General features: G+C 46.9%; 23 protein-coding genes and 1 riboswitch. Of the genes, 17 read left to right on the forward strand and 6 right to left on the reverse strand.

All coding sequences use genetic code 11. From position 1 onward, the window contains the following. Window positions 1-140: 140 nt before the first annotated feature. The 3 genes from AB4124_RS21805 to AB4124_RS21815 are packed head-to-tail and all read right to left on the reverse strand — an operon-like array spanning window position 141 to window position 1,361. Complete coding sequence (locus tag AB4124_RS21805; protein ID WP_441974134.1) at window positions 141-647, reverse strand: SRPBCC family protein; 507 nt, start codon at window positions 645-647, stop codon at window positions 141-143. 33 nt (window positions 648-680) lie between these two features. Further along, window positions 681-998, reverse strand: coding sequence for an ArsR/SmtB family transcription factor (locus AB4124_RS21810; protein WP_215154063.1), 318 nt, complete (start codon window positions 996-998; stop codon window positions 681-683). A gap of 24 nt (window positions 999-1,022) precedes the next feature. Next, window positions 1,023-1,361 carry a DUF1801 domain-containing protein gene (locus tag AB4124_RS21815; RefSeq protein ID WP_430104792.1) on the reverse strand — a complete coding sequence of 113 codons (339 nt, stop codon included), beginning with the start codon at window positions 1,359-1,361 and terminating at the stop codon, window positions 1,023-1,025. 238 nt (window positions 1,362-1,599) lie between these two features. On the opposite strand from AB4124_RS21815, the gene AB4124_RS21820 reads away from it, so the two are divergent. From AB4124_RS21820 to AB4124_RS21885, 14 genes are all read left to right on the forward strand, one after another. After that, a complete protein-coding gene (locus AB4124_RS21820) occupies window positions 1,600-1,890 on the forward strand; it encodes a hypothetical protein (RefSeq protein ID WP_430205419.1) in 291 nt (96 codons plus the stop codon). A 233-nt stretch (window positions 1,891-2,123) separates the two neighbouring features. Next, a complete protein-coding gene (locus tag AB4124_RS21825; protein ID WP_441974135.1) occupies window positions 2,124-3,332 on the forward strand; it encodes a GTP-binding protein in 1,209 nt (402 codons plus the stop codon). 475 nt (window positions 3,333-3,807) lie between these two features. After that, complete coding sequence (locus AB4124_RS21830) at window positions 3,808-4,059, forward strand: YolD-like family protein (RefSeq protein WP_076321967.1); 252 nt, start codon at window positions 3,808-3,810, stop codon at window positions 4,057-4,059. A gap of 108 nt (window positions 4,060-4,167) precedes the next feature. Further along, a riboswitch (ZMP/ZTP riboswitch) is annotated at window positions 4,168-4,247 on the forward strand. Window positions 4,248-4,312: 65 nt separating this feature from the next. Continuing rightward, complete coding sequence (locus AB4124_RS21835; protein WP_441974136.1) at window positions 4,313-5,161, forward strand: bifunctional 5,10-methylenetetrahydrofolate dehydrogenase/5,10-methenyltetrahydrofolate cyclohydrolase; 849 nt, start codon at window positions 4,313-4,315, stop codon at window positions 5,159-5,161. A gap of 315 nt (window positions 5,162-5,476) precedes the next feature. Continuing rightward, window positions 5,477-6,469: a LacI family DNA-binding transcriptional regulator gene (locus AB4124_RS21840; protein WP_379404292.1), complete on the forward strand. Its 993-nt coding sequence runs from the start codon at window positions 5,477-5,479 to the stop codon at window positions 6,467-6,469. Window positions 6,470-6,649: 180 nt separating this feature from the next. Beyond that, window positions 6,650-8,155, forward strand: coding sequence for a glycoside hydrolase family 32 protein (locus AB4124_RS21845; protein ID WP_441974137.1), 1,506 nt, complete (start codon window positions 6,650-6,652; stop codon window positions 8,153-8,155). Next, on the forward strand, window positions 8,152-9,573 hold the full coding sequence (locus tag AB4124_RS21850) for a sucrose-specific PTS transporter subunit IIBC (protein WP_441974138.1): 1,422 nt from the start codon (window positions 8,152-8,154) through the stop codon (window positions 9,571-9,573). The genes AB4124_RS21845 and AB4124_RS21850 overlap by 4 nt, the downstream gene beginning before the upstream one ends. A gap of 174 nt (window positions 9,574-9,747) precedes the next feature. Beyond that, window positions 9,748-10,548: a Cof-type HAD-IIB family hydrolase gene (locus AB4124_RS21855; protein ID WP_215154433.1), complete on the forward strand. Its 801-nt coding sequence runs from the start codon at window positions 9,748-9,750 to the stop codon at window positions 10,546-10,548. Window positions 10,549-10,756: 208 nt separating this feature from the next. Beyond that, window positions 10,757-11,191, forward strand: a complete 435-nt coding sequence (locus tag AB4124_RS21860) for a MarR family winged helix-turn-helix transcriptional regulator (RefSeq protein WP_441974139.1) — start codon at window positions 10,757-10,759, stop codon at window positions 11,189-11,191. Window positions 11,192-11,303: 112 nt separating this feature from the next. Then, window positions 11,304-12,341, forward strand: coding sequence for an NADH:flavin oxidoreductase/NADH oxidase (locus tag AB4124_RS21865; RefSeq protein ID WP_441974140.1), 1,038 nt, complete (start codon window positions 11,304-11,306; stop codon window positions 12,339-12,341). Between the two features lie 300 nt (window positions 12,342-12,641). Continuing rightward, window positions 12,642-13,004, forward strand: coding sequence for a PadR family transcriptional regulator (locus tag AB4124_RS21870; protein ID WP_076321959.1), 363 nt, complete (start codon window positions 12,642-12,644; stop codon window positions 13,002-13,004). After that, window positions 12,991-14,007: a hypothetical protein gene (locus AB4124_RS21875; protein WP_441974141.1), complete on the forward strand. Its 1,017-nt coding sequence runs from the start codon at window positions 12,991-12,993 to the stop codon at window positions 14,005-14,007. The genes AB4124_RS21870 and AB4124_RS21875 overlap by 14 nt, the downstream gene beginning before the upstream one ends. Window positions 14,008-14,227: 220 nt before the next feature. Continuing rightward, window positions 14,228-14,707: a hypothetical protein gene (locus AB4124_RS21880; RefSeq protein WP_441974142.1), complete on the forward strand. Its 480-nt coding sequence runs from the start codon at window positions 14,228-14,230 to the stop codon at window positions 14,705-14,707. Between the two features lie 247 nt (window positions 14,708-14,954). Beyond that, complete coding sequence (locus AB4124_RS21885; RefSeq protein WP_441974143.1) at window positions 14,955-15,800, forward strand: M23 family metallopeptidase; 846 nt, start codon at window positions 14,955-14,957, stop codon at window positions 15,798-15,800. A 96-nt stretch (window positions 15,801-15,896) separates the two neighbouring features. Here the strand turns inward: AB4124_RS21885 and AB4124_RS21890 are convergent, their stop codons facing one another. Both AB4124_RS21890 and AB4124_RS21895 read right to left on the reverse strand, forming a co-directional pair. Next, window positions 15,897-16,097, reverse strand: coding sequence for a hypothetical protein (locus AB4124_RS21890; protein WP_441974144.1), 201 nt, complete (start codon window positions 16,095-16,097; stop codon window positions 15,897-15,899). 46 nt (window positions 16,098-16,143) lie between these two features. Continuing rightward, window positions 16,144-16,953, reverse strand: a complete 810-nt coding sequence (locus AB4124_RS21895) for a hypothetical protein (RefSeq protein ID WP_441974145.1) — start codon at window positions 16,951-16,953, stop codon at window positions 16,144-16,146. 223 nt (window positions 16,954-17,176) lie between these two features. Here AB4124_RS21895 and AB4124_RS21900 point away from each other — a divergent pair, with 223 nt between their 5' ends. From AB4124_RS21900 to AB4124_RS21910, 3 genes are all read left to right on the forward strand, one after another. Beyond that, on the forward strand, window positions 17,177-17,380 hold the full coding sequence (locus AB4124_RS21900; protein WP_098746414.1) for a hypothetical protein: 204 nt from the start codon (window positions 17,177-17,179) through the stop codon (window positions 17,378-17,380). A gap of 28 nt (window positions 17,381-17,408) precedes the next feature. Then, complete coding sequence (locus AB4124_RS21905; RefSeq protein ID WP_430131303.1) at window positions 17,409-17,684, forward strand: hypothetical protein; 276 nt, start codon at window positions 17,409-17,411, stop codon at window positions 17,682-17,684. A gap of 121 nt (window positions 17,685-17,805) precedes the next feature. After that, on the forward strand, window positions 17,806-18,432 hold the full coding sequence (locus AB4124_RS21910; protein WP_441974146.1) for a DedA family protein: 627 nt from the start codon (window positions 17,806-17,808) through the stop codon (window positions 18,430-18,432). An 18-nt stretch (window positions 18,433-18,450) separates the two neighbouring features. Here the strand turns inward: AB4124_RS21910 and AB4124_RS21915 are convergent, their stop codons facing one another. Beyond that, on the reverse strand, window positions 18,451-18,660 hold the full coding sequence (locus AB4124_RS21915) for a hypothetical protein (RefSeq protein ID WP_441974147.1): 210 nt from the start codon (window positions 18,658-18,660) through the stop codon (window positions 18,451-18,453). Between the last annotated feature and the right edge of the window lie 182 nt (window positions 18,661-18,842).

The following is an 18,842-nucleotide window of genomic DNA, read 5'->3' on the forward strand; positions in this document are numbered from 1 at the left end:
ATTAAGACGCTGATAGTATGGAAAACCCCCTTAAACTTAAGGGGGTTTTCGAGCAAGATGACGCTGAGCTCTGAAGAATTAAAAAGCGGCGAACAAATAGGTTCGCCGCCGCTGTTTTCGCGCTTCCTTGATCAATGTATTTATTGCTGGCTTTCAAGGTATTCAGCGAGTTGGTCAAATGTACCGCCAAATCCCTGTTTCACCATTGGGGCCATTTCATCAAAAGCTGCTTGTTCTTCTGCAGTTGCGTTGACAGGGCCACCCTGCATAGTCAGAGTAGTTTTTCCATCGGTTTCTTCAAGTGTGATGATATTCATAATTTCAAGTGGCCAGTGTGCGTTAAAAGGTGCACGTATGGTGTTACCATTTTCATCAGAAAATGATTGGATGAATACCAGTTTTTCAGGAACTATGACTTCTTGATATACAAATTTACCCCACATGGCCTGGGTACCATCTGGCGACTTCTGACAACCTAAGAACATACCACCTGGACGTACATCCATTCTAATAACATCTAGTGAAAACCCTTGGGGACCCCACCATTTACCGAAGTGTTCTGGATCCGTCCAAACTTTAAAAACCAGTTCTCGAGGGGCATTGAAAACACGGGTTAGAAGTAAGCCACTTTTGCTTTGCTCGGTCATTTGAATTCCTCCTAATATGAAAGGTTGCGGCTGCTACCCTTTCTTTTGTAATTTGTCTAAATAATCCTCAAGTTGATCTAAGCGCTGTTCCCAAATACCGCGGAACGATTCCAACCATTCGTCCATCTCTTGTAGCGGTTCAGGTCGTAGTCTATATATCCGTCGATTAGCCTCTGCCTGAACTTCTACCAATCCTGCTTCATGCAATATCTTTAAATGTTTGGAAGTCTGCGGCTGCCGGATTTTAAGGCGATCAGCAACCTGACTGACAGTTAAGGGACCGTCTCGTAATAGTTCGACTATCTGCAATCGGTTAGGTTCGGCTAGTGCGTTCAAAGTTGTCTGTTTCATATGACCTTACCCCCGATCTTGTTATTACAACGAACTCGATGCTTGAACTAAAAGTTCTGCTAGCAGCTCATAGTCTGGAGTATCATCTTCTCGAATTTTAAGCCATTTTCGTTCGGGTGGACCATCGAAATTTTTGGGGACTTCTAGATTTGTTGTGTTCATGATCATAAAGGCGATTGCATCTTTTGATGGTGAAATCACAGCTGCATATTGTCCGTTCTTTAGAAAATGTGGCTTTTTGTACTGAATTCGTTCTTCTACTTCCGGAATTGCTTCTTGGACCATGTGTCGAAGCTTTTTGCTGACGTCTACTTGCCAAGGCAGACTAAGGTTTTCGATGAACGAAATTACTTCTTGGCTCATATCTTGCCCTCCTAATTTGTGAATATTAACCAACGATTGGTTACAATATACCATGATGAGAATATTCTTGTAAAGGAATATTCGGAAATGAATCTTGCCTTTCCTCAAAGGGTTAGTAACTGAACGTAATTTGACAATACAATTCGAGAGTAGTTTAACCGTATGTTGAGCATCACATGATAGTTTTACCGTAATGCTATGTAAGCATAGAAAAGGCGAGAATGACACGCACGGCTGCATGAACGCTACATGCAACCGTGGCGTAGATCTTCTCGCCTTGCGTTTTTCGTTATTAATTTTTAATACTACTCTTCTTCTCTCCTCATTTGATAGTGATGGTGATAGTGGTGATGGTGATGATGATGGATCATATGATGGCCTGATGGAGAACTATATGGATGAAAATGGGGGTGATGCTCATGACCGTGACCATGACCATGATGATGATGATAAGGCTGAGGTTCTCTTTGTTGAGTTTCTTGAAGGTTATAGTTTTGTTGATTCATCGAATTTCTCCTTTTCGTCTTGAGATAATTCATATTATGTATACAAACGATTAGTGACACTTGACCATAAGAAAATGGGCTACCAAGATAAGTTAAATGGTGAGGAAATAAACCTCCGGTACCTAAGTGCCGGAGGTTTATTTTGCTGGCCGGATCATTTTCTGCACGGAAGGATTGACAATTCGCTGAAGGAGATATAATATCATACCGTATAAATCGTAATTATTACGATTAAGGAATGGAGGAAGTTCAGTAGATGAATAACAACAATAAGATTCCAGTTACAGTACTCAGCGGTTACCTCGGATCAGGCAAAACGACCGTGCTGAATCATGTGCTTCATAATCGTGATGGATTGAAGGTTGCGGTCATTGTGAACGACATGAGCGAAGTGAATATTGACGCGGATTTGGTTCGAGGGGAAGGGAGCCTGTCCCGAACGGATGAGAAGCTGGTCGAAATGTCCAATGGCTGCATCTGCTGCACCCTCCGGGAAGATTTGGTGCAGGAAGTTCAGAAGCTGGCACAAGAAAACCGTTTTGACTATATCCTGATTGAATCGACGGGGATTAGCGAGCCCGTGCCTGTTGCGCAGACCTTTGTTTATCCAGATGAGGTATCCGGTGTACAGCTGTCCGACCTAGCCCGGCTGGATTGCATGGTGACGGTTGTAGACGCGAACCGATTCTGGAAAGACTTCTCTTCGGGCCAAAGCCTGCTCGATCGGAAGGAAGCGCTTGGCGAAGAGGATACACGGGAAGTCGTGGATCTGTTGATCGACCAGGTTGAGACGTGTGATGTGCTGCTGTTGAACAAATGTGATCTGGTAAGCGATGACGAATTGGCCAAGGTGGAAGGCATACTTCATAAGCTTCAGCCAAGCGCCAAAATCATACGTACCGTGAAAGGACAAGTCGCTCCTGCAGAAATTCTGAATACCGGTTTATTCGATTTTGAGAAAGCCAGTCAGTCCCCCGGCTGGATTCAGGAGCTTCAGAAGGAAGAGCATGTACCGGAAACGGATGAATACGGCATCAGCTCTTTTGTTTATCGGAGAAGAAGACCGTTTCATCCGGAACGGCTGGCAGCATTCATGAGTTATTGGCCGGAAGAGGTCGTACGCGCGAAAGGGATCGCTTGGCTGGCAGTGCTTGAGGATGTTGCGGCAAGTCTAAGTCAAGCGGGTCCTTCGATTCAGTTCGGGCCAGCTGGATATTGGGTGGCTGCTTTAACCGAACAGGAACAGCAGGAGCTGATTCTGAGTGAGCCGGATGTGCAGCGAAAATGGGATGCCGTCTGGGGGGATCGGATGACCGAGCTCGTGATGATCGGGATTGGGATGGAACAGTCACTAATCGAGCAGGAGCTGGACGATTGTCTGTTGACCGATCAGGAAATGCAGCTGGATTGGTCGACGTTTAACAATCCGCTGCCATGGATGGCCATCGAAGAGCTATCACTGTAAGGTTATATTTTTTTGATTAAAATTAATCGTAATAATTACGAATGGATAAAGAGCCACTTGAGGGCTTTACAGGTTTTCTAGAATATAATCCCCTTTGCGTAGACAGTGCTGAAGAAGAGCGCTACAGTTTACTTAAGGGGATTTTTGTCATGGAAAAGTTCAAAAGAAGAATACGAAAGAAGCAGGGGAATATGCAGAAATTCATCATTTAAAAACTCAATTGCAGGAAAAGTTATTACCCTGTTTAGAAAGCGCCCTTCAGAAGGACCGGGTTTTAAAAAATCATTTAATGATGTGGTCAATCTATTTATCTGTCCAGAACTTATACCTATCAAGTCCAGAGCACCTGTTTTGTATTTGTTGTATAATAGGAAGAATAGGAAGAAGATTCCCAATTCATGTTTCGATGATAGCTTTAACGTATTTCAGAATGTAATGCTGACGCATGAGCAACATCAATCAGGAGGACAAGGTAATGGCAAAAGCAAAGGTTCCAAAGAGACCCACTAGAGATGAGTTTGTACTGGAAGAACTCGGAAATCAGCTTACCGAAGCTTACCAGGAGGAATCGGTTATCGTGCTGACGGTCTGGGGAAGGGAAGAGGCGGTCCGCGGGCAAATCGATCAAATGGACTCCCGAACAGGGAAGGTACATATGAAACAGAATGGCGTTATTACGAAGGTTCCTTTTATGGACATTATGGAAGTGAATTATCCGAGAGACTAATCAGAATCATGTGTGCTTCCCGCAAATGAATCAAAGAGATTGTGATTTAAAGCGGTCGGCTTCATACCCGGTAGCGCGATGTCCAAAGTCGTGGTATATTAAAAAAAGTTATCTATGTGTTACTGGCGTAGCTTGGGGTACCAAGAGGGAGCACATAGGATCATATGCCGTACGCCTGGGCAAGAGGTAAGGAGACGATCAGTCGCCTTGCCTCTTTATGTTTTTTAATACAATGGCGAAGGAGCGGATTAGTATGAGTAAGGAACCCGTAATTTTAGATGGAAAAAAGGTATCCGACGATATCAAGGCCAAGCTGGCTGTAAAGGTACAGGAATTGAAGTTGCAGGGGGTAACGCCTTGTCTGGCAACGATTCTGGTTGGCGATGATCCTGCTTCGGCGACCTATGTGCGGATGAAGGGAAGTGCTTGCGAGCGGCTTGGCATCATATCCAAAAAAGTGGTACTGGAGACATCGACAACGACCGAGGAGCTGATTGCCGCGATCCAAGAGCTGAACGAGGATCCGAATGTCCACGGTATTCTGCTGCAGCATCCGGTACCGCATCATATCGATGAACGGGCAGCCTTTGATGCCATTGACATTAAAAAAGACGTGGATGGAGTAACCACGCTCGGTTTCTCGCAGAATGCGTTTGGTTTTGCCGATTATCCGTCTTGTACGCCTGCTGCGATTATTGCGATTATGGATTATTATGATCTGCCGATCGAAGGGAAGCATGCCGTGGTGGTCGGACGCAGTCCGATTCTGGGTAAGCCGGTATCGATGATGCTGCTTAATCGCAATGCTACCGTTACGATCTGCCACTCGAGAACGAAGAACCTTGGGGAGATTGTGTCCCAGGGAGATATCGTGGTTGCGGCCGTAGGCAAGCCTAATTTCATTCAAGGGGACTGGATCAAGCCGGGAGCCGTCGTATTGGATGCCGGCTATAATCCAGGCAATATCGGCGACTGCGATTATGAAGCCTGCGCGAAGGTGGCATCCGCGATTACACCGGTACCTGCCGGTGTAGGCCCCGTTACGATTGCTACATTGCTGAAGCATACCGTTGAATCGGCTGAGCGAACCGTGCAAGGTTAACAGTAACCATGTAAAAACGGGATAAGGCACGGTCCATTTGCGCGTCCCGAAAGGGGATTTGCATGGAGAATCCCCCTTTGAATCGCTTCGTTCCTCGCTAGAGTCTGGAACGCAGAAAAGTATTGCCCATCAAATGCTCGGGGTGGAGTCTGCATTTCACGGATCCCTGGACGTCATGGTATAGTTAGGAAAAAGCAAAATCGAAGGGGAGAGATTCATGCACAAACAACTCATTTCCAGTTGTGTGGCGGAGCAAGGAGCTGTGGAGGATAATCTGTTCGTTGCAGCGCCGCAAGCGGCTCCCGGGAGCACCGAATGAAGAACACGATTGCAGATATTGCCAAAAAAGCCGGAGTTGCCAAAAGCACGGTCTCCCGTTTCTTAAACGGAGGTTCTGTCAGTAATGCAACACGCCGTAAGATAGAGCTGGTCATTCAGGAAACCGGTTATATTCCGAATTCGTTTGCACAGAGCTTGAAAGCGAAAAAAACCAGCATGATCGGCACCATTGTGCCGCGTCTGGATTCATTCTCAGCATCGCAGACCGTTGCCGGCATGGATGAAGAATTAAGGAAACACGGTTATCAGCTTCTCATTATTAATGCGAGCCAGGACTTATCCAGGGAGATTGAAGCGCTGTATGATCTCGCCAGACAAAAAATATCTGGCATTATTTTATTCGCCACTCAGGTGACGGAAACGCATCTTGCAGCGATTAAAGAGATCGGCATCCCCGTCATCCTGCTCGGACAACAGCATAAGGATGTCCACAGCATGATATATAACGACTATGCCGCAGGTTATGACATGGGCCGATATGTGCTGTCCATGGGACACCGTCATATATCTTATATCGGCGTGACGGAAAAAGACGTTGCTGTCGGAGTTCAGCGGAAGGAAGGGTTTCTGAAGGCGTTAAGCGAGTATGACGAGGTGGAGGCGGTTCTCTATGAGAGTGGGTTTAAGATGTCGGATGGTGTAAAGACCGCATTGTCCATTTTTGAGTTGAACCGAACGCTGCCAACTGCAATGGTCTGCGCTACCGACAACATCGCGTTAGGCGTTATGAAAGCGGCTCATATGAAGGGCATCCAGATCCCCAACGAACTCTCCGTTACCGGATTTGGCGGATACGACGTTACCGAGGTAATTCATCCCGGATTGACAACGGTTAAATATGGATATTCCCAAGCGGGCCACCTCGCCGCTCAGCATATCATAAAGCTGGTCAACGACGAGCCTGTGGATTTCCTGACGGTCATGAATTGCGATATGATTCATCGGGAAAGCGTTGACAATCTAAAATAGGTATTTTATACTGAAAAAAAGGAACCGGTTCCAATACTACTTTTGCTTGGTATTGGAGCTGAGTTCATTATTTTTAACCCTGATTGGAACCGGTTCCGTTATAAATGGGTTAGGCTGATGTTCACGCATAGCATGATCCGTTTGTTTTTTTGAGAAAGCCTATATACAAGGAGAAGAGACATGGACAGAGAACGGAGATACCGACGCCTGGATCAGGCCTCTCCTGAAGAGATTGCCTCCTTGAAGGAGCAAGCAAAACGAAGCGAATGGAGGCAGAGGTTTCACGTACAGCCCATGATGGGCTTGCTGAATGACCCCAACGGATTTTCTTATTATAACGGGAAATACCACTTGTTTTATCAATGGTTTCCTCTGGGCACGTTTCACGGCCTGAAATACTGGTACCATACCTCCTCCACGGACTTGGTGCACTGGCAAAACAAAGGCATCGCCATTGAGCCCGGGTACTCGCATGATGCATATGGCGCTTATTCGGGAAGCGGGATCGTGAAAGACGACAAACTGTATCTGATGTATACCGGGAATACCCGGGATGAGGAATGGAACAGGCATTCTTATCAATGCATGGCCGTGATGGACCGTGTTGGCACCATCACGAAGCTCGATAAGCCGCTGATTGACCGTGTGCCGGACGGATATACCGAGCATTTCCGGGATCCGAAGGTATGGAAAGACGAAGACCTGTTCCGGTTCGTCATCGGCGCCCAAAGGGACGATCAAACAGGAACGGCTGTCGTGTATGAATCACCGGATTTGCTGGATTGGTCATGCAAAGGGGAAATCCAGACCCGTCTTGAACATTTCGGCTATATGTGGGAATGCCCCGATTATTTTGAACTGGAAGGACAGGGCGTGCTGCTGTTTTCGCCGCAGGGGCTGAGTCCGCAAGGCGACGAATTCCGGAACGTTTACCAATCTGGCTACATCGCGGGCAAGCCACTGGATCGGGGGACGCTGGAGTTTGAACACGGCTCCTTTTACGAACTGGACAGAGGTTTTGATTTCTACGCACCACAGACCATGGTGGATGAGAAAGACCGGCGCATCATGGTAGGCTGGATGGGCTTGCCGGAGGTCGTCTATCCAACCGACTCGCATGGCTGGGCGCATTGTTTGACGCTTCCACGTACGCTCTCGTTCCGTGAGGGTAAGCTGATTCAGCTGCCTGTCCCCGAGTTGGAACTTCTTCGTGAGACGACAGCTATGGAAGCAGCGGATACGCTTTACAGCGAAGTGAAGAGTTATGCAGGGGTTGAGGGAACCGTATTCGAGATGACATGCGAGTTTCATGGGATCGAAGCGGACGTTGTTGGCATTGAATTTCGAGCTGGCGAAACGGAGCGGACCGTCATCTGGTATGACGCCGTCAGGCAAAAGGTTACGCTAGATCGCTCATCATCGGGTGCAACGATTGTGAGTGATTACGGAACGACACGTACCTGTATGCTGCATGCCAAAGTAAACTCAATCAAATTTCATCTCTTTGTGGATATTTCTTCGGCAGAAGTGTTCGTCAATGATGGCGAAGAAGTGTTTACGAGTCGGATATTTCCAAAGCAGGACAGCCGTCATATTCGATTTTTCGCAAAAAACGGCAGCACTGGCTTGAAGGTCACGAAGTGGGATCTTGCCCAAGCCGTAAAAGATATAGAAGGGGATGAATGAACATGGCAGCAGATCATAGGAAAATTGCAAGGCAGGTAGTGGAAGCCATCGGTGGCAGGGAGAACATCGCTTCCTTTGCCCACTGTGCTACGAGACTCCGAATTATGGTTCACGATCAGAAGAAGATAGACCAGAAGAAGGTCGAGAATATCGATAAGGTTAAAGGAGCTTTTTTTAACTCCGGCCAATATCAAATCATTTTCGGAACAGGAACCGTTAATCAGATTTTTGAAGCGGTAGAATCGCTTGGGCTTGAGAGCACAAGCAAGGATGAGTTGAAATCCGAGGCGAAAAAATCAGGAAATCCGTTTCAGCGGGCGATTCGCACGTTCGGTGACGTCTTTGTGCCGATTATCCCGATATTGGTCGCCACAGGTTTGTTCATGGGATTACGGGGATTATTGACGCAAGAAACCGTCCTCGCCTGGTTTGGAGCGACGCCCGACGATATTTCGCCTAATTTTCTGCTTTTCACCCAGGTACTGACGGATACGGCTTTTGCTTTCTTGCCAGCATTGGTGGCATGGTCCGCATTCCGGGTGTTCGGAGGCAGCCCCGTGCTTGGTATCGTGCTGGGTTTGATGCTGGTTAACCCGGCTCTTCCCAACGCATATAGCGTGGCAAACGGTTCGGCCGAAGCGCTCATGCTCTTCGATTTCATTCCGGTTGTCGGATATCAGGGTTCGGTCCTGCCAGCCTTCTTCATCGGACTGCTGGGCGCGAAATTCGAGAGATTTTTGAGAAAGCGTATTCCTGAAGCGATTGATTTGATCGTTACGCCATTTTTAACCCTGCTCGTTATGATCATCCTTGGTCTGTTCGCAATAGGACCCGTGTTCCACTCTCTGGAAGAGGTAGTCATGAACGTGACCACCTTCTTGCTGGAGTTGCCGTTCGGCATTGCGGGTCTTGTGATCGGCTTCTTCAACCAGATTATTGTGGTCACCGGCGTGCATCATATTTTTAATTTTCTTGAAATTCAGCTTCTCGAAAAGACAGGAAGCAATCCGTTTAATGCGATCGTGACAAGCGCCATGGCAGCTCAAGGCGCAGCTTGTCTGGCTGTCGGACTCAAGACGAGAAACAAAAAACTAAAGGCATTATCGCTGCCATCCGCATTCTCGGCCATGCTGGGAATTTCGGAACCGGCGATCTTCGGGGTCAACCTCCGTTACGTCAGACCGTTCGTTATCGCCCTGATCGGCGGTGGCGTGGGCGGTTTCATGGCTTCCATCTTCCATCTTGAGGCTACGGGTATGGCGATTACCGTTATTCCCGGTACGCTCTTATACTTGAACAGTCAGCTTCCACTTTACATTTTGTGCAACTTAACAGCGATGGGTCTAACTTTTGTGTTGACTTGGTTGTTCGGATTCAATGATAAAATGCTCGATGAGGTTCGCTCGGAAGCGAAATAATTATTTATATTTATTCGATTTTTGATATCATAAAAACCGCGCTCCGACGCGGTTTTTATGCATGAACGGGAAGCGTCCGATCGACCTTGCAGAAATAATGGCTTGCTCTGAAATGCTTTTCATCATTTACAATATGGTTACTGGCAAGAATATACGGAAGAGGGGCGAGTTTCATTGAATAAGAAAATCATATTTTTTGATATTGACGGGACGCTGCTGGATCATGAAAAGAAGGTTCCAGCTACAACCAAGGAGTCCATTCGTGAGTTAAAGGAAGCCGGGCACATCGTCGCCATAGCGACAGGGCGCGCTCCTTATCATTTTGAAGAGCTGCGGGAAGAGCTCGGTATCAATTCTTATGTTTGTTTGAACGGTCAGTATGTGGTTCATGAAGGCAAACCGATATATGGAAATCCATTAGCACAAGACGCCTTGCAGCAGCTGACGGAGCAGGCCGTGGAGCTTGATCATCCGATCATATATGCCGGCAGTGAGGCCATGAAGATGAACGTAACTCAGCATGTTCATATCGATTCAAGCTGGGGGGAACTGAAACTCACGATCCCGGAATATGATCCCGAATATTACTTGGGCAGAGATATTTATCAGGCTATTGTATTTTGCACGGAGGAAGAGGAAGCTGCTTACGTGAACAGATTCGAAGGTCGGTTCGATTTCGTTCGATGGGGCCCTTATGGAATCGATGTGTTGCCGGCTGGCGGCTCCAAAGCCGGAGGGATCAAACAATTGATTCAGCTGCTTCAGATCGATTTGGAAGATAGCATCGCATTTGGCGATTATCTGAATGATCTGGAGATGCTGTCATACGTGGGCTACGGTGTGGCGATGGGCAATGCGCCGGAGATTGTCAAGCAGGCGGCCAGATATATAACCCGGGATGTTGATCAAGATGGTATACAGTACGGCCTTCGTATGTTGGGATTGCTTGGCAAGGAAGCGCAGGAGATCGTATAGTTTTATTGTGATAAAAAGTTATGCAGCGTGTCAGTCTTCGCTCCTCGCCGGGCGTTAAGGACTGGCATGTTTTCAGCTTTGAAGCATCTTTTTGAAGCGGCAGGTTTGACGAAGGAAACAGGGGCTTGTTATTATTAATAACTAGTAGTGACCCGCTTTATGGTGAAGAACCATCTGGCGGAAAAATACCGGAACAGGTGGAGACCTTATGTCAGCCGATCAAACGCAACATCTTATAACTAGTTGGCTATCTTTGACGCAGATTCAGGCGTTGATCACCAACGAACTGGAACAAACACTTCAACAGAAACACGATTTATCGTTGAATGAATTTTACGTGCTGTTATTTCTGTCTGAGGCCCCCGAGCAAAAATTGCGGCTTCAGCAGCTGCAAACGATGGTGGGGCTGAGCCAAAGCGCGATGTCGAGGCTGGTCAGCCGTTTTGAAGCCAAAGGCTGCGGGGCGATGCAAAGGGCCATATGCGAGAATGACAGAAGAGGAATTTATACCTCGCTGACCCCCATTGGCGAAGAGAAGCTGCGCAAAGCCAAGAACACGGTTCAACACGTGTTGGAGCAGCAGTTCGCAACGCCTAAATTGAAGCATGGGCTACAGGAAGTTTTAAAGCAGATCAAAGGTTAGACGTATTTTCAAACAACCATTCTTGACGAATGGCTTTTATTTTGATAATTTAAATGCATGCGCATGCATTTATAAGATATAAATTTTATGAGGATAGAGGGAGCGTGCTTCGATGGAACATTTATTCAGTCCATACAAATTGAAATCTTTAGAATTGAAAAACCGGGTGGTTATGCCTCCCATGTGCCAGTACTCCGTAACGAACAAAGACGGTATCGCTACCGATTGGCATTATTTGCATTATACAAGCCGAGCGATCGGCGGAACGGGACTCATTATAGTAGAAATGACGGACGTTGAGGCTGATGGCCGCATTACCGATTATGATCTTGGATTATGGTCGGACGATCAAATTCCGCCCCTGGCTCGCATCGTGGATGCGATACACCAGCATGGTGCAAAGGCAGCTATCCAGATTGCGCATGCCGGCCGGAAAGCGGAGGACGCTGAAACGCCAGTGGCTCCGTCGGCTATTCCTTTTGACGAGAATTCCAAAACGCCAAGGGCTCTTACAACGGAAGAAGTCAAGCAGATGGTGGAGAAATTCCGCTTGGCTGTACGACGTGCGGTGAAGGCCGGTTTTGATGCGATTGAATTGCATGGTGCCCACGGATATCTGATCCATCAGTTCCATTCCCCATTGACCAACCATAGAACGGACGAGTATGGTCAGGATTTAACCAAGTTCGGTAAAGAAGTGATTCAAGCTGCAAAAAGCGAAATGCCTGCGGACATGCCATTAATCTTGCGGATCTCTGCACGAGAATATGTAGCCGGCGGTTATGGTATCGAAGAGAGCATCGCGTTCTCCAAGGAATATCAAGCTGCGGGCGTTGACATGTTCCATATCAGCGCAGGCGGTGAAGGACCAATTGCGGCGGAAGGAAGACCGGGCACTCATGTAGCCTATCAAGTTCCGCTTGCCAGACAAATTAAAGAAGCGCTGCAAATACCGGTCATTGCCGTTGGCCGCTTGGATGAGCCTGCTCTGGCGAATGCGGTGATCGGCAACGAAGACGCGGATCTCGTCGCTGTGGGAAGAGGGATGCTGCGCAACCCGTACTGGGCATTGGAGGCCGCGACAGTTCTTCAAAAAGAGGTTGAGATTCCCACCCAATACCAGAACGGTTTTCCCAGAAAATCAAGATAAGGCAGATTATCATGTAATAAGCTAAACGAAACGATGGCTTGCACATTGGGATTCGATTGCAGCAGGAAACATCACTGTAAACATGTAATTTAGAGGAGCGTATAGAAGGGTTATCTTATGGTCAGTTCGGACCGTAGGATAACTTTTTTTGCTTACATGGGGGAGGCCCACGACAATGGCATGCTGTTAAGTTGGTAGTCTTTGTACATGCAGTACTCGAAAATATTGTTAAAAAAACATTATTGGTTTATTTACATTAGTGTGTGGCATACAGTATAATAATTTTCAGGAGTTGATGATATGTCAGAGGATCAAGACATTCTGCACAGTTTGGTGCAGGAGCTTCGGCGAGGAACCATCATTCTTGGTGTCCTCAGCCAATTGTCGGAACCTCAGTATGGATATTCATTGGTGACCATACTGCAGGAGAAGGGGATCAGCGTGGAAGCGGGTACCCTGTATCCCTTGCTGCGGCGGTTGGAGAAACAAGGCTTGCTGGATAGCGAGTGGGATACGAATGAGGCTCGTCCGAGAAAATATTACATCATAAGTCAGACAGGTAAGGATATATATCGGCAGCTATATCATGAATGGAAGGTTATGATGACAAGTCTGGAGGGACTTGTTGATGACAAGGGGGACTCAGGTAATGGATCTGATTAACAGGTATATTTATGCAGTGACGCAGAAACTGCCCGAATCGCAAAGGGCCGATATTGAAAAGGAACTTCATGGACTCATCGAAGATATGCTGGAAGACAGGGGCGCTGGTGGTGAGATCGCAAGCACTGAAGCTGTAGAACAGGTGCTGCTGGAACTCGGGCCACCCGGGGAAATGGCAGCAAGATATAGAGGGAGAGAGCGTTATCTTATTGGTCCCGGTTTGATTGACAGCTATTGGTCCGTCCTGAGGATCGTTCTGTATTCGATAGCCGTTGCTCTTGGCATCGTCTATATCGTTGATTTCTTTACAAGCACGGAACCCACTGCCGAGAAGCTGCTGGAATACCTTGTCTCGCTACTTAGCGTGGGAATCCACGGATTTGCATGGGTAACCGTTATTTTTGCCTTTATCGAATACCGTGGGGCTCGCCAAGTCTCCAATGATCCATGGAAACCCTCGGAATTGCCTGCAATTCCGGAACCAGCCACTCGGATTAAACCGACCGAGCCGGTGCTAGGCATCCTGTTTTCCGTGCTGTTCTTCGTCCTGTTCACGTTTTCCATTAACCTGATCGGTGTTCATCGATTCAATGAAAACTCGATCGCCATTCCGGTGTTTGAGCAGGCTGCCTTTGCCAAGTATTTGCCGCTGATCTGGCTTCTAACCGCCTTCAGCATATTCAATGAAGCCATGAAATTAATCACAAGAAAGTGGACGCCGCAGCTTGCCGTCATGCATGTCATATTTAACGTCGCTTCTGTTATCGTTGCGGTGATCCTGTTCTCAGATATAACGATCTGGAATCCGACATTCATGGATCAGCTCGTTCAAGCGGGTCTCATAACACCGGGAGATGAAGCATATGACATTGTTAAATCAATTTGGGATCGATCCAGGGATGGCCTTATTTACGTCATTGTGATTATTACCCTTATAGATACTGTATCCGTTCTAATGAAATGGTTTCGGCGTAAGGAAGGCAATGCCACTTTAACTAAGTAAGATTATGCAACAAGGAGTTATCCAATATGATGGATAGCTCCTTTTTCTGTTCGCTTAGACCATGAACGACACGTAACCTAACGGATAAGCATAGGATATGGAACGACGCAAATAATTTTTTTGACAAAAATGTGAATGATATGTGTCAAAATTATGTACAATGGTGTTATAATAGGGTAAGAGTTGAATGAAAACCCTTACAGAATGAACGGAGCTGATTATGATGAAATACGCAATCCATTACTCTACGAGAATGAAAGACGTTATTTTGTTTTCCTTTGTTATTAGCATTATTCTGTTTCAAGTAGCTACTTTGACCGAATATTCTTATCCTGTCCTATTCTATATGCAGATGGCGGTGAACGTCGTTGTTGTTGCGGCACTAGCGATTGAAGGGTATGCCCGATTGGTGAAACGGGAAGTGAATATTCAGGAGAATTCGGATACGATTACCATCAATGGCGTAGAAATTCATGCCGACCAGATTCGTGAGATCAAGGTTTCCGGATGCCATAAAACCGCATTCCAAATCAACCTCAAGGACAAGAACATGAATCCGATGTATTGCTGCTTTAAATTTGAAGAGAAGAATTGTGAAGGGATTCGGAGTCTTACGCGTTGGGCCGAGCGGAACCAGGTTTCCATGCGTAAGGTTGGACCGCAAACCCGTTCCGGTTTGGTTCTCTCGTCTAACAATTAATATGCCAATTTATATCATGAATAGAAGCGCCTGAACCATCGATGAATGGGTCCAGGCGCTTCTTTGTTTTGGTTAGAGATGTATGCAATGATCGTTTGTTTTGTTATCCCGGCGTATTCGTCATGGACCCTATGCACCTAAGGGAGCTGAAAGTTTAACCAATGTTAAGTTTTTGTTTCGATGCAGGTTAATTTCGTAAGATATACTATGGATAATATTGGGTTGCCATACATGAGGAGGTTTGAATATGGTAGAAGTTTCGAGATTCTTGTTAAATGGGGAATACCGCAAGCTGTACGAGCTGTTTGGAGAGGATTTACGTTTACTCGTAACGGTCGAACAATTTGAAGCGATGGCAGAGGAATACACAGCAGGCGTAAACGCGTTCCATATCACGATGGACGACACGCTCAACAGGATCCGAATGATAAACTGGCTGGATGATAGCGGGCAAAAAGGCATTCAAGCGATGATCGATGAAAAGGGGACGATTGGAGGGCTTATGTTATCGCCTATTGAGAGATTTCCTGAATCGGATGCCAAGCAAACAGACTCAGTTTTCCGACTTCCTTTTAACGGAAAATGGTATGTGTTCTGGGGCGGCGAGAATGTTGTGGATAATTACCATTACGTAGAGGAAAGCCAGCGGTACGCCATAGACGTCATAAAGACTGAGAACGCGATGTCTTATAAAGGAGATCCCGACAAGAATGAGAGTTACTTTGCGTTTGGGGAAGAGATTCTTGCTGGTGCCCGTGGGAAGGTGCTGGGTACCGAGAATAACATCATGGACAATGAGCCAGTGGGTATAACAAACGAAACTGAACCCGTCGGTAACTATGTCATCATCGATCATGGAACTTCAGAATATAGTCTATATGCACATTTAAAGAAGGGGTCGGTATGCGTGAAGGAAGGCGCTGAGGTCGAAGCAGGCGATCTGATAGGTCGATGCGGTAATTCCGGCAATTCAACCGAAGCTCATTTGCATTTTCAAGTGTCGGATCATCCGGATTTGTTTGGGGTCAATACGAAGTCTCTTAACATCAACTGGCTTGGCGGTATCAAGGTAAGACGAGGCCAAGTTGTATAGGGCGTGGATTGAACGCAAGATAAAACAAAGCAGGGGCCTGAATCTCAGGTTCCTGCTTTTTGTTCATGTATTAATAAGCAGGCGCTCATGTTCATGTTAAGTTTGCAACTTAGCTGCTGCAGCCGCCGCCACAGCCACTCCCGCAAGAGGACCCGCTGCTGCAGGATGAACCGCTGCTGCAAGAGGAGCCCGATCCATCGCCTGATGACGCATCGCCCGAATCCGATCCGCCAGACCCGCATGAAGAAGCGTAGGTGCAGGAGGAGCTGCTGCTGTGTTTATAAAGCTCGCGTTCATCAGGGATCATGTGGTCACCAAATTGTTCCGGTGCGTTCCAGGCAAATTAGACGGCCGCAGCCAGGAGCACATCGCTATTCCGGAAATTGACCAGCTTCTCATGACGCGCCGGCTCCTCCTGGGCAGTTCGAACCCGATCTTGCAGATCCAGAATGATTGCATCGATGGCCGTACGCGCTGCAGGCATCTTCTCGTAGGTCCAGGCATTAAAGCGCTTCTGGCCATGATTCACGGTGAAATGGCGAGAAGTGTAGATCTCCAGCTCTTCGCGCGGCAGCGGGACGCGAAAGAAAGCTCCCCATAGCTTGGCGCTGTATTCATGCCAACCGAATAATTGTACATATACCGTATCAAACCACGCGCGTTCATTCGGAATAGGCATATGCTCGCTTCCGGTATTTGGAGCGTGGTGAAGCATTTTGCCAAGAAAGCGTTCCGAGAATTGTTGGTACTCGTATGTATACATCAACATTTCATGCCATACTTCATCCACGTCTTTGCTGAACATTGGGACACGATCCAGCACGGCGCACATAATGAAGAACCGTTTAAGCTCCTGCCATCTCCATTCATACTCCTGTTCGGACAGATTCAGATGCTCACTCATTACCCGTTGCTTCAGCATGCTCTGATAGGTGTAGGGCAGCGCAGCCTCCAATTTGCCGACAAGCTCACTCGCCGGGCTTCCTGCCTTAACGATCGGCGGCAGTTCAGGTATTTTCCCGCGTAGAAGCTTATTGCCATTAGGGAGTGACTGGCTGCTGTGTTTGCGCAACGAGCGTTTCACGAAAAAAGAAATAATCCATACATCCACCGCAACGAATAGAATAATCAGTACCCAGGTTGTTGAATTCATACCGTGTTCCTCCTGTCTTTTTTGTGTTTGGAGGTAGGCTTATTCATTCTCTCCTGAGTAAATTATTGCAAATGTCACGAGGGTTGGCAATTGAAATTGAAAATTGATTATAACTTGAATATAAGGACTTCTTTATGATACATTCCGTGTGTGTCTAACGTTTTTTGATCATGCAGCTGTGATCTTGATGGGTGGCAATTACGTTTACTTTAGGAGCATACATATGTTAACAGGTTGGAAACTATCCGTAATAGGTATTATTATTGTAGGCATTACCGGCATCGTTGCGTCTATTACCGGTCTGATCGAGCCTGGCCGGGCGATTGCGCTCTTCGTTGTATTCGTACTATTTATCGGGGCACTGGAGCTGCTGGAACGAATCAGGAGCCGAAGAAAGAAGAAGGGGGAAGTGCAATCTTCCAAATAAAAATGTAAAGACAGCAAGGAGGGAGCTTGTGAATTGGGTAGCCGTACAGCCGTACTACAAAATCAACCGAGTGGTGGATGGTATCGAACAACGAACGGAAGAGCAGGGGCGGGAGATGTTCCTGTACGAGGATCGCATCGTAACGAAATACCGGGAGTTCCCCATCAAGCAGGTCTTTGACCTGTCGTATCGGCCGATGGGAGACGGCGGCGGTTTCTTATACTTGCACACCCAGCAAGGAGTGTATTCGTACACGGTGAAGGATGATCCGGATTCTTTCATATCGGCATTTAAAAATCTCTAATGGCAGATCCATAATAAAACTGGTCTCAGGTCCAGTTCATATCCTCGCCTGCAGCACGTTTGCGAAAACTACGTTGTCATATAAGCTGATACTATTCTAGGGACGGATTAGGGGGACAGGGGTGGATACGCTATTAGATTTTATTGAACAGATCGGGCACTATGCATTATTCCTCGTATTGTGCCTTGGATTGGTCGGTCTTCCTGTGCCTAATGAAGTCGTGGCAATGACAGGCGGAGCGTTAGCGGCATCCGAGATTTTAACGCCGTTCCCGTCTTTTATCATGACGTTTCTTGGTGTATGCTCGGGATCGACGGTAGGTTACATGCTTAGTCGCTTTACCGCGAGCAAGCTGTTAAACCACGCCCAGGAAAAGTCGAAAATCCGCCAGTTTCTTGATGTATCCGAACGGTTGACCCGCCAATACGGCAATTACGCCATATGCATTAGCGCTTTTTTGCCCATCTTGCGCAACGTGACGCCCTATGCGGTAGGAATGAAAGGGATGCCGTATCGCAGATTTGCGATGTATTCGTATTCCGCGTCCTTTGTTTGGACCATCGGTTATTTCTCTTTAGGCATGTTTGTCGGAGATCAGGTCGTCGATCATATTGGAGCCTTGATTAACCGGTACGGTTATTATGCAGCAGGAATCGTCGTGGTGCTGGCCATCATTCTGATCATTTCGTGGGTGATTCGAAGAAATAAACGAAACAAGGAGAATAATGAAATTCAGTTTCACGGATAAATGCCGCATGTCTGTGAATTAGGGCTCATCCGGCAGGAGCTCGGGTGATGTTCGAATGATTTTTACGTATTCTCGGGGTAAGAACCATGGGGGTTCTTGAGTTTGATAAACCCTGGTTGACGTGTTTTCCTGCTGATAACTGGGATGTGTACGAGTATTTGTTACGATGGCGGCTGCTAAAATAGCGAGAAAGATGAAAGCGCAAACAACCGCTTTTTTGATCAACATGGGAACCACTCCTTTATATACAGTGATTTCCTGATTGTCCCTTTTTCATTCCAACATACCCTTTGACAAAGTTTTGATCTCAAGATATACTGTTTTTCAGTGTGATTCGAAAAAATACCATATGGTTTTACCTGGAGGAGCCTGCCAACAGCGGGCTCTTTTTGTGTTTTTTTGGACTTATG

The organism is Paenibacillus sp. 2KB_20 (assembly GCF_052115765.1).
In the GTDB taxonomy this organism is placed as follows: domain Bacteria; phylum Bacillota; class Bacilli; order Paenibacillales; family Paenibacillaceae; genus Paenibacillus_AQ.